General features: G+C 69.1%; 9 protein-coding genes and 2 pseudogenes. 7 read left to right on the top strand and 4 right to left on the bottom strand.

Annotated features, from left to right (window positions below):
• Positions 1–171: 171 nt before the first annotated feature.
• The 4 genes from mqnE (at position 172) to NLX86_RS33975 (ending at position 4,036) form a co-directional block, all read left to right on the top strand.
• Entirely contained in the window at positions 172–1,335 is a 1,164-nt protein-coding gene (gene mqnE, locus NLX86_RS33990) for an aminofutalosine synthase MqnE (protein ID WP_254375680.1), read from the top strand.
• A 123-nt stretch (positions 1,336–1,458) separates the two neighbouring features.
• Entirely contained in the window at positions 1,459–1,992 is a 534-nt protein-coding gene (locus NLX86_RS33985; RefSeq protein ID WP_254375679.1) for a GNAT family N-acetyltransferase, read from the top strand.
• A gap of 108 nt (positions 1,993–2,100) precedes the next feature.
• On the top strand, positions 2,101–2,370 hold the full coding sequence (locus NLX86_RS33980; protein ID WP_254375682.1) for a DUF4229 domain-containing protein: 270 nt from the start codon (positions 2,101–2,103) through the stop codon (positions 2,368–2,370).
• Positions 2,371–2,725: 355 nt separating this feature from the next.
• A complete protein-coding gene (locus tag NLX86_RS33975; RefSeq protein ID WP_374214027.1) occupies positions 2,726–4,036 on the top strand; it encodes a dicarboxylate/amino acid:cation symporter in 1,311 nt (436 codons plus the stop codon).
• On the opposite strand, the gene NLX86_RS33970 is transcribed toward NLX86_RS33975, so the two are convergent.
• Complete coding sequence (locus NLX86_RS33970) at positions 3,971–4,483, bottom strand: recombinase family protein (protein ID WP_254375677.1); 513 nt, start codon at positions 4,481–4,483, stop codon at positions 3,971–3,973. The genes NLX86_RS33975 and NLX86_RS33970 overlap by 66 nt on opposite strands.
• Positions 4,484–4,693: 210 nt before the next feature.
• On the opposite strand from NLX86_RS33970, the gene NLX86_RS33965 reads away from it, so the two are divergent.
• A complete protein-coding gene (locus NLX86_RS33965; protein WP_254375681.1) occupies positions 4,694–5,320 on the top strand; it encodes a TetR/AcrR family transcriptional regulator in 627 nt (208 codons plus the stop codon).
• Here NLX86_RS33965 and NLX86_RS33960 read toward each other — a convergent pair.
• A pseudogene (locus NLX86_RS33960) lies at positions 5,277–5,635 on the bottom strand (MaoC family dehydratase); the annotation flags it as partial. The gene NLX86_RS33965 and the pseudogene NLX86_RS33960 overlap by 44 nt on opposite strands.
• 308 nt (positions 5,636–5,943) lie before the next feature.
• On the opposite strand from NLX86_RS33960, the pseudogene NLX86_RS33955 reads away from it, so the two are divergent.
• Both NLX86_RS33955 and NLX86_RS33950 read left to right on the top strand, forming a co-directional pair.
• A pseudogene (locus NLX86_RS33955) lies at positions 5,944–6,414 on the top strand (acetyl-CoA C-acyltransferase); the annotation flags it as partial.
• 22 nt (positions 6,415–6,436) lie between these two features.
• The gene (locus NLX86_RS33950) at positions 6,437–8,374 is read left to right on the top strand and encodes a long-chain fatty acid--CoA ligase (RefSeq protein ID WP_374214026.1); all 1,938 of its coding nucleotides are present in this window, start codon (positions 6,437–6,439) and stop codon (positions 8,372–8,374) included.
• 1,161 nt (positions 8,375–9,535) lie between these two features.
• Here NLX86_RS33950 and NLX86_RS33945 read toward each other — a convergent pair.
• Both NLX86_RS33945 and NLX86_RS33940 read right to left on the bottom strand, forming a co-directional pair.
• Positions 9,536–9,727: a DUF397 domain-containing protein gene (locus NLX86_RS33945; protein WP_254375675.1), complete on the bottom strand. Its 192-nt coding sequence runs from the start codon at positions 9,725–9,727 to the stop codon at positions 9,536–9,538.
• Positions 9,728–9,732: 5 nt separating this feature from the next.
• Positions 9,733–9,987 (bottom strand): Scr1 family TA system antitoxin-like transcriptional regulator (locus NLX86_RS33940; RefSeq protein WP_254375674.1); only part of this gene is annotated, 255 nt, incomplete at its 5' end.

The raw sequence follows: 9,987 nt of genomic DNA, 5'->3' as shown, positions 1-9,987 counted from the left end.
TGGACCAAGACAGCCGAGGAGATCCTCGACTCCCTCGCCCGTTTCTGCCGACGGATCTCCGGCGCAGGACACTAGCGACCGCGGAGCGGTTGCGTATGGGGGCCCCTCACGCCCGAAGGGTGGGGGAGTACGGTGGTGGAGCCCGATCGACAGACGTATGGAGGCGCCGGGATGGACGCTGGGCTCAAGCGCGAGCTGGAGGAGAAGGTCCGTTCCGGTGAGCGGCTGACCCGTGAGGACGGGATCGCCCTCTACGAGTCGGACGACCTGGCGTGGCTCGGCGGCCTCGCTCACGAGGTGCGTACGCGCAAGAACGGCGACGTCGTCCACTTCAACGTCAACCGCCACCTCAACATGACGAACGTGTGCACCGCGTCGTGCGCGTACTGCTCGTTCCAGCGCAAGCCGGGCGAGAAGGACGCGTACACCATGCGCATCGAGGAGGCCGTCCGCCTCGCCAAGGCGATGGAGAACGACAACCTCACCGAGCTGCACATCGTCAACGGCCTCCACCCCAACCTGCCCTGGCGCTACTACCCGCGGTCGCTGAGCGAGCTGAAGAAGGCCCTGCCCAACGTCTCGCTCAAGGCCTTCACGGCGACCGAGATCCACCACTTCGAGACGATCTCCGGCCTGTCCGCGTCGGAGATCCTCGACGAGCTGATCGAGGCCGGGCTCGAATCCCTCACCGGCGGCGGCGCGGAGATCTTCGACTGGGAGGTCCGCCGGCACATCGTCGACCACCGCACCCACTGGGAGGACTGGTCGCGCATCCACCGCCTCGCGCACGAGAAGGGTCTGAAGACCCCGTGCACGATGCTGTACGGGCACATCGAGGAGCCCCGGCACCGGGTGGACCACGTGCTGCGGCTGCGTGAGCTGCAGGACGAGACCGGCGGCTTCCAGGTCTTCATCCCGCTGCGCTACCAGCACGACTTCGTGGACATGCAGGACGGCAAGGTCCGCAACCGCCTCCAGGCGCGTACGACCATGGCGACCGGCGCCGAGGCGCTCAAGACCTTCGCGGTCTCGCGGCTCCTCTTCGACAACGTTCAGCACGTCAAGGTCTTCTGGGTCATGCACGGTGTGCAGACGGCTCAGCTCGCGCTCCAGCACGGCGCGGACGACATGGACGGCTCGGTCGTCGAGTACAAGATCACGCACGACGCCGACAACTACGGCACGCCGAACAAGCTGGGCCGCGAGGACCTGCTCGACCTGATCCGCGACGCGGGCTTCCGCCCGGTCGAGCGGAACACCCGCTACGAGATCATCCGCGAGTACCCCGGCCCGGACGAGTCCCGTCGGGAGTCCCCGCAGCCGATGCGGGTCTGACGCGGCAGCGGGGACAGCGCCCGATCACGCCTGATCATGTGTGAAGCCCCGGCCCCGTGCTGGGGCTTCTCGCGTGGTGGACGCGGCTTGAACCCGGCTATCGGTAATGGCTAAAATCTGCCAATGGCCCTTACGTTCCGGCTGGACTCGCACATCGGACCCGCCCTGCGGGACGGCGTCCTCGCCCTCTGGGCCGATGTCTCCAACGCGGGCGGTGCCGTCGGCTTCGTGCCGCCCGTCACCCCCGACATCATCCGGCCGGAACTGGTCAAGCACCTCGTCGCCATGGCCGAGGGCCGCACTCGGCTGCTCGTCGGGTACGACGCGGACGGCGCCGTCGCCGCGACCGCCTTCCTCACCCTCAACACCCACCGGCTGATGAAGCACTGGCTCTGGCTCTACACGGTCATGGTCCACCCCCGCCACCAGGGCAAGGGATACGGCCGCGACCTGATGGCCGCCGCCGCGGACTCCGCCCGCACCATCGAAGGCATCGAGGCGATCCGGCTCACCTGCCGCGGCGGCACCGGCGCCGACCGCTTCTACACCGCCTGCGGCTACAAGGAGGTCGGCCGGGTCCCCGGCGCGATCCGGGTCGCGGAAGGCGACGACCGCGACGACATCGTCATGCTGCTCCCGCTGCTCCCGCTGAATTGATCACAAATGACACGTGCTTCACTGGTTGGGCATAACTCGTCGTACGCGAATGAAGAGAGAAGGCTCGCCGTGCCCCCCAAGCCGAGCGCCACGTTCCGCTATACCGCGATGCGGCTGGCCATCTTCGTGGGCTGCTTCTTCGCCGTCTGGGGCCTCGTCCGCCTCGGCGTCGTACCGGCCGGGCTCGGCGACTCGAACCTCATGTGGGTACTGCTGCTCTCGCTCGTCGTCTCCGCGCCGCTCAGCTTCGTACTCCTGCGCAAGCAGCGCGACGCGATGTCCGAGCAGATCGTCGACCGGGTCGGCAGCGTGAAGGCCAAGCTGAACGACAACCGCAGCCAGGAGGACTCCGCCGACGACGCGGCGCGGACCGCGTGAGCGCGGTGAGTGCATGAGCGCGCCGTAAGGTTCGTCACAGACGTGCGCCACCCGCGACGCCCCAGGCCCGTACCGGCCTGGGGCTTTGGCGTATTCGGGGGTGTGTCTCCCCGGCGGGCCCCCAAAGCGGGCCTTTGAGGTTCTCAAAGTTCAAGTGTTAACGTGTTCGGCATGAAGACTGCAGGCCTCAACCGCGTCAGCCCGGGCGTCCCGCTCGTGGCACGCCTGCATGTCGATCTCTGCCGCTGCATGTCCGCGGCCTGTTGCCGCTGAGCGACACAGCAGCGGCGTCCCCCACTTACGGCACGCCGCACCCCGTCCCCATGCCGTTGTGCGTCAACCCCGGAGTATGACCGTGTCCCGGATAACCAACGTCTTCAAGCTGCCCTTCTGGGCCCAGATCGTCACCGGTCTGGTGCTCGGCGTCCTGCTCGGCTGGCTCGCCCGCAGCCAGGACATCAGCTGGCTCAAGACCACCCTCGACCAGGTCGGCGGAATCTTCGTCCAGCTGCTGAAGCTGGCCGTGGCCCCCCTCGTCTTCTTCGCGATCGTCGTCTCGATCACCAACCTGCGCAAGGTCAACAACGCCGCCAGGCTGGCCTCCCGCACCCTCCTCTGGTTCATGATCACGTCACTGATCGCGGTCGGCATCGGCCTCGCGATCGGCCTCCTGACGAACCCGGGCGCGGGCACCGGCCTCACCCCCAAGGACGGCGAGAAGCCCGAGAAGGCCGGCTCCTGGATCGACTTCCTGACCGGCATCGTGCCGACCGACGTGATCACGCCGTTCACCGAGCTGAACGTTCTGCAGATCGTCTTCATGGCCGCCGTCGCCGGCATCGCCGCGCTGAAGCTCGGCGACCGCGCCAAGCCGATCCTCACCCTCAGCGAAGCCGTACTGGAGCTCCTGCAGAAGGCGCTGTGGTGGGTCATCCGCCTTGCGCCGCTCGGCACCGTCGGCCTCATCGGCTACGCCATCGCCGACTACGGCTGGGAGCTCATCGGCAAATACGCGACCTTCACCGCCGACGTCTACATCGGCTGCGCCCTGGTGATGTTCGGCGTCTACCCGCTGCTCCTCGCCACAGTTGCCAAGGTCAACCCGGTCCAGTTCTTCAAGGGTGCCTGGCCCGCGATCCAGCTGGCTTTCGTCTCCCGCTCCTCGGTCGGCACCATGCCGGTCACCCAGAAGGTCACCGAGCGGCTGGGCGTGCCGAAGGATTACGCGTCGTTCGCCGTCCCGTTCGGGGCAACAACGAAGATGGACGGCTGCGCCGCGATCTACCCGGCGCTCGCCGCGATCTTCATCGCGCAGATCTTCGACGTACAGCTCGGCATCAGCGACTACCTGCTGATCGCCTTCGTCTCGGTGATCGGCTCGGCCGCCACAGCCGGCCTGACCGGCGCGACGGTCATGCTGACACTGACCCTCTCCACCCTGGGCCTCCCGCTGGAGGGCGTCGGCCTGCTGATGGCCATCGACCCGATCCTGGACATGATGCGGACGGCGACGAACGTGGCCGGTCAGGTCGTATCGCCGTTGATTGTTGCTGCACGTGAGAACATCCTTGACCGCCACGCGTACAACGCGGTCGCTGCTTCACCGGCGGACGAGTACGACGCTCGTGATGCCGAGCCGAAGGTGGCGCTTCCGACTGCCGCATAGGCGGAGCTGGTTCGCGATGACTCGCTCCGACATGCGCTCGGTCTCCTGCTGAGCCACGGCTCCCTTGATCGTCAAGACCATGCGGCCGTTGGCTGTCGCAGTGTCCTCGCCCTCGGTCGTGGCGAACGCGAAACCGTGCTCCTTCTGCTCGTCCAGGAAGGTCGTCAGCTCGGTGATCCGCCGCGTGAGCCGGTCGATGGAGTAGACCACGATGCCGTCGATCAAGCCTTCTCGGGCATCGCGCAGCATTTTCGCGTAGATCGGGCGCCGCCGCCTGCTGGTCGTTGACGCGGATGTGTCGTTCTCCGAGTAGACCTTGAACACTCCCCACCCGAGGCGTTCGCACAACGTGCGGCACGCCTTCTCCTGACGCTGAAGGCCCAGTTGCTGGCCCTTGCGGTCCTTACTGATCCGGACGTAGATCGCTACGCGCTTCGGCTTGGCCATGATCGTGTCCCCTCCGTCGGCCAGTACCGAGCTGCTCAACGTACATACCGACCGTAGGGTTACGTACGGTGCAGGTCAGGCGTTCGTGCCGGTCCCGCCTGATCGTCTTGATCCGATCGGTCCCAAACCCTCCGCCCCGTACGCTTACTTACGAGTAAGGCGTGCGGGGCGGAGGGATTTGTCGTGGCAGGTGCGGTGAAGGGCAAACGGATGCCGCGCGCGGTGCGGGAGCAGCAGATGCTCGACGCCGCGGTGACGACGTTCGGGCAGCGGGGGTACCGGGCCGCGTCGATGGATGAGATCGCGGAGCTGGCCGGGGTCTCGAAGCCGCTCGTCTATCTGTACCTGAACTCCAAGGAGGAGCTGTTCACCGCGTGCATCCGCCGGGAGGCCGAGGCGCTGGTGGCGGCGGTACAGGGCGGGGTCACTCCTGGTGTGCCGGCCGACCGGCAGCTGTGGAGCGGGCTGCTCGCGTTCTTCGCGCACGCGGCGGAGAACCCCGACGGATGGGCGGTGCTGAGCAATCAGGCCCGTACGCACGGGGAGCCGTTCGCGGCGGAGGTCGCCGCGATGCGCGAAGAGATCGTCGCGCTGGTGACGCTGCTGATCGCGGCGGCCGCGGCGGAGGCGGGCTGCGATCCGGTGCCGGCGGACCGCGAGGTGGCGGGCCTGGCCCATGCGCTGGTGGGGGCCGCGGAGTCGCTGGCGGACTGGGCCAACGAGACGACGGGGGCTTCGGCGAAGGACACCGCGGCGACCCTGATGAACTTCGCGTGGTCGGGCCTGGAGAACCTCATGAACGGGAAGCGGTGGACTCCGTCCGCGTCGTCCCTGTAGTCGTCGTACGGCAGATGAGGTGGACGCGGCCGTCGCTGCGGCTGCGGAGCTGGAGGTTCCGCCCTCGGCCACGTAGGTGACGGTGGCGGGGAGCAGGAGCGCTGCCTTGAACTCGGCGTGTGCGTGGGTGATGAGGCCTTCGGGGTCCGCTTCGGCGAGGCAGCGGGCGACGGTCCACATGCCGTGTGCGATGGCCCGGGGGAAGCCGAAGGCTTTCGCGGTGAGCGGGTGCAGGTGGATGGGGTTACGGTCGCCGGACACGGCGCCGTAGCGCCGCCCCAGGTTGTCGGGCAGCCGCCATTCCGCACCGCGCGGCGGGGGGTTTCCCACCCGCACGCCCTGATTCCCGTGGGCGAGGCACGCCGGCCCCGTTTCCGGCCTGCTTCGCGGCCGGGCCGTGGCCTTTTCGGCCGTGAGGTGCACCAACGGCCCGTCCAGAGCGGGCGTTTCCGGCGTCCAGCGGCGCAGGGCGGCGGGGTGCGGGAGGCCGAGCCGCCGGGTCAGGAACCGGCCGGGAGCGGTGCCCGCGAAGTGAAGACAGCGATCCGCCACTGTCCAAACTCCCTGCCTGGCCGTAAGTTTACTTTTGAGTAAGGTTACTCATGGGTCAGGAGCTGGTCGAGATGGATCCCCTCAGCCTTCCGCGGCCGCGCCGCGTCGCGATCCTCAGCGGCAGCCGCATCCCGTTCGCGCGCTCGGACGGCACGTACGCGACCGCCTCCAACCAGGACATGCTCACCGCGGCGCTGGACGGACTCGTCGCACGCTTCGGTCTCGCGGGACAGCAGGTCGGGGAGTTCGTCGCCGGCGCGGTCCTCAAGCACAGCCGGGACTTCAACCTCGCCCGCGAGACCGTGCTCGGCCGGCTCGACTCGGCGATCGCGGGTGGCACGGACACCACGAGCGACGCGCCGCTCGGCGTCAACGGCGAGCCGCGGAAGCTGCTGCTGGAGGCCCGGAGGGCGAAGGCCCTGGGCCGGCGGATCAGGGCACTGGCGCGCGTACGGCCGTCCCACCTCGTGCCGGACATTCCGCGCAACGCGGAGCCCCGCACCGGCCTTTCGATGGAGCGGAAAGCCAGTTCTGTTCTTCTGCACAGCCGCACGACCCGAACCCATGGTGAAGGAGCCGCTCGTGGACGTACAGCAGGTCGTACAGCAGAACCCCGCCCCGCCCGTGCTCGTCGAGCCGGAACTGACCCGCGTCGACGGCGTCGTACGGCAGGTGTCCGCGCCGGCCCTGGTGACGCCTGTCCGGCGAGGGTCGCTCGCCGACATTCCGTTCGACAACGCCCGCGAGGCAACCGCTGAGGCCGTCCTCAGCCGGAAGCAACCCGACGGCAGTTGGCGGGACGTGACGGCGGCCGAGTTCGCCGCGGAGGTGCTCGCCGTCGCGAAGGGACTGATCGCGGAGGGACTGCAGCCCGGCGACCGTCTCGCCATCATGGCGCGTACGACGTACGAGTGGACGCTGCTCGACTTCGCCGGCTGGGCGGCCGGCCTGGTCACCGTCCCCATCTATCCGACCTCCTCCGCCTTCCAGGCCCGCTGGATCATCCAGGACTCGGGCGCGGTCGCGTGCGCCGTCGAGAGCAAGGAGCAGGCGCGGGTCATCAGCGTGGAGCGGCAGCACTTGCCGGACCTCGCGCACCTGTGGGAGTTCGACACGGGCGCCGTCGCCCGGCTCGTACGGGCCGGCGCGAAGGTCCCCGACGAGGTGGTGATCGCCCGCCGCGCGCGTCTGTCGCCGGACGCCATCGCCACGCTCATCTACACCTCGGGAACCACCGGCCGGCCCAAGGGCTGCGTACTCACCCACGCCAACTTCTTCGCCGAGGTGGACAATTCGATCGAGCTGCTGCACCCCGTCTTCAAGTCGGTGAGCCAGGAGCCGGCCTCCACCCTCCTCTTCCTCCCGCTCTCGCACGTCTTCGGACGCATGGTCGCCGTCGGCTGCCTGCGGGCGCGGGTGCGACTGGGGCACGCGCCCAGCATCCAGACCGACGATCTCCTGAATGACCTGGCAGGCTTCAAACCCACATTCCTCCTCGCCATCCCGTACGTCCTGGAGAAGGTGTACAACACGGGCCGCGCCACGGCCGAGAAGATGGGCCGCGCCTCGTCCTTCGACCGCGCGGCGCGGATAGCCCAGCGGTACGGGCAGGCCGTCGAGGCCGCGGAGCACGGCACGGGCCCCGGTCCCGGGTTTGGCCTGCGGGCGGCCCGCGCGCTCTACGATCCGCTCGTTTACCGGCGGATCCGGGCCGCGCTCGGCGGCAAGGTCCGGTACGCGATCTGCGGCGGCTCGCCGCTGGGGCGCCGGCTCGCAGCGTTCTACGCGGGCGCGGGCATCGAGATCTTCGAGGGGTACGGCCTGACGGAGACGACCGCGGCCTCGACCGTCACCCCGCCGCTCAAGCCGCGCCTGGGCACGGTGGGCTGGCCGCTGCCCGGCACGGCCGTCCGGATCGCGGAGGACGGCGAGGTGCTGCTGGCCGGCGGCCACGTGTTCGGAGGGTACTGGGACACGCAACGGGCGCAGGCGGTGCCGGTGTCCGACGACGGGTGGCTGGCCACGGGTGACATCGGAGCGCTTGACGAGGACGGCTATCTGACCATCACCGGCCGGAAGAAGGACCTGATCATCACGTCGGGCGGCAAGAACGTGGCGCCCGCGCCCCTGGAGGACTGGCTGCGCGCGCATCCGCTGGTGGGCCAGTGCATGGTGATCGGCGACAACCGCTCGTACATCACGGCGCTGCTCACGCTGGAGCCGGACGGACTGCTGCACTGGCGGCAGATGACGAAGAAGCAGGACGTGCCGCTGGGTGAGCTGGTCGAGGACGAGGAACTGAGGGCGGCCCTCCAGCGCGCGGTGGACGACGCGAACCGCCTGGTGTCGAGGGCGGAGTCGATCCGCCGCTTCGCGGTGCTGCCGGTGGACTTCACGGAACAGAGCGGCCACCTGACGCCCTCGCTCAAACTGAAGCGGGCGGCGATCGCGAGGGACTTCGCGATGGAGATCGAGGGGCTGTACGGGAGGGGGAGGGGGTGATGGCGGGCGGGAGTGTGTTGTTCGGGGAACCCGGGGCCGCCCGGTTTGTGAGTTTGGCGGGCCACGTCTCCCTGTAAAGGGCCCTCCCTACGGTCGTGTCGCTGCGCGATGGCCTTCGGCCACCCTTGACAGGCAGCCGCGTCCCGCTGGTGCAACTTTGTTGTCGGGCGGCCCCGGGGAGCGGGGCCCCACCTCAGCCCCGGGGGCGGCGCAGGTTGGTTCAGTGGCCTCGGCCCGGTGGACGGCCGGTCACGCGGCAACTCCGGGGATGGGCCCGGCCCCGGCTCAGCGGCCGACAGGCCGGTGAGCGGCCTGCCACGCGGCAACTGCGGGGGCGGCCCGGCCCGTCTCTCTGCCGGACGGCGGTCTGTTGGCTGCCACGACGGCCAATCCGAGGTGAGACGCCACCAAGCGACCGAAGGGGCTCCAATCGCCCTAATAAACTCGGGCAAACTGGACAGGTTTGCGGCCAAAAGAACAGCCGATGACGACTGACGTCGCCATACCTCGGCCTCACCGGCCTGACGGCCGCTGAGCCGGGCCGGGCCGACCGCGCCTGTCAACACCCACCGGCCTGACGGCCGCTGAGCCGAGTTGGGCCCTCCTCGAACCGGCGGCGCGGCTCACCAGCCACCGCCTGGCTGCCGCTGACCGGATACGGCCCACGTCCTGCCTGTCGCGCTCCTTGCTCACCCACCAGCCTGGCGGCCGCTGAGCCGGGCCCGGCCCACCCCGAGCCACTCGTGCGCCCAATCCACCGGCCTGGCGGCCGCCGAGACGGGCCGCGCCCATCCCGGACTCGCCGCGCTCCCCGCCCACCGGCCTGGCGGCCGCTCGGCCGTGCCGGGCCCATCCGGGACTCGCCGCGCTCCCCGCCCACCGGCCTGGCGGCCGCTTGGCCGTGCCGGGCCCATCCCCGGAGCACTCGTGCGCCCCGTCCACCGGCCCGACGGCCGGGCTCGGGCCGGGACCAACCGATCAGCCTCCCCCGGGCCCCGCCCCGGGGGCCGCCCCCTCAACATCAGTCAGCGGCGGAGGGACGGGTGTCAAGGGTGGAGCGAAGCGGAATCGCGCAGCGACGCGACCGAAGGGAGCGCCCTTTACGCCCGGCCCGGAGCCGCCATAATCACCGGCCGGGCGGCCCCATCCCCGAAGGACTCGCTACTGGCCCACCCGGGGTGCGTACGCCACGAACGCTGCCCACGTAGTCGGGGTGACGGTGAGCTGGGGCCCCTGCTTGTTCTTGGAGTCCCGGATGTGGATGGTCGTGGGCGACGTGGCGACCTCGACGCAGGCGCCGCCCTCGCCGCTGCTGTAGCTGGACTTGAACCAGTCGAGTTCCATGGTGTTCATCCTTCTCACACTTCTCCCACTTCTCCCAGCATTTTCTCGATCAGGGCCAGCGACTCCCGTGGGGTGAGAGCCTGCGCCCGGATGATCCCATAGCGATCGGTGAAGACGCGGACCTCTTCCGTGTCAGTGATCAGCCGAGAGTGCCCGTAGATTTCGGTATACGCCACCTGTTCACGTCCCTTGGGGGTAGGAAGCTGCTGCTGATTGAGTGTCCATGAGTGTCTATTGCATGTCATGAGTAGCGTATGATCTTGCTTATG

Origin of the sequence: Streptomyces sp. A3M-1-3 (assembly GCF_024213665.1) — a bacterium.
Classification (GTDB): domain Bacteria; phylum Actinomycetota; class Actinomycetes; order Streptomycetales; family Streptomycetaceae; genus Streptomyces.
The sequence above is the reverse complement of the archived record's forward strand: the minus strand, read 5'-3'. Positions and strand labels throughout refer to the sequence as shown.

Coding starts and splice junctions, on each gene's coding strand:
- mqnE (WP_254375680.1), top strand. CDS start 172: ATGGACGCTGGGCTCAAGCGCGAGCTGGAGGAGAAGGTCCGTTCCGGT.
- NLX86_RS33985 (WP_254375679.1), top strand. CDS start 1,459: ATGGCCCTTACGTTCCGGCTGGACTCGCACATCGGACCCGCCCTGCGG.
- NLX86_RS33980 (WP_254375682.1), top strand. CDS start 2,101: ATGCGGCTGGCCATCTTCGTGGGCTGCTTCTTCGCCGTCTGGGGCCTC.
- NLX86_RS33970 (WP_254375677.1), bottom strand. CDS start 4,483: ATGGCCAAGCCGAAGCGCGTAGCGATCTACGTCCGGATCAGTAAGGAC.
- NLX86_RS33965 (WP_254375681.1), top strand. CDS start 4,694: ATGCCGCGCGCGGTGCGGGAGCAGCAGATGCTCGACGCCGCGGTGACG.
- NLX86_RS33950 (WP_374214026.1), top strand. CDS start 6,437: ATGGTGAAGGAGCCGCTCGTGGACGTACAGCAGGTCGTACAGCAGAAC.
- NLX86_RS33945 (WP_254375675.1), bottom strand. CDS start 9,727: ATGAACACCATGGAACTCGACTGGTTCAAGTCCAGCTACAGCAGCGGC.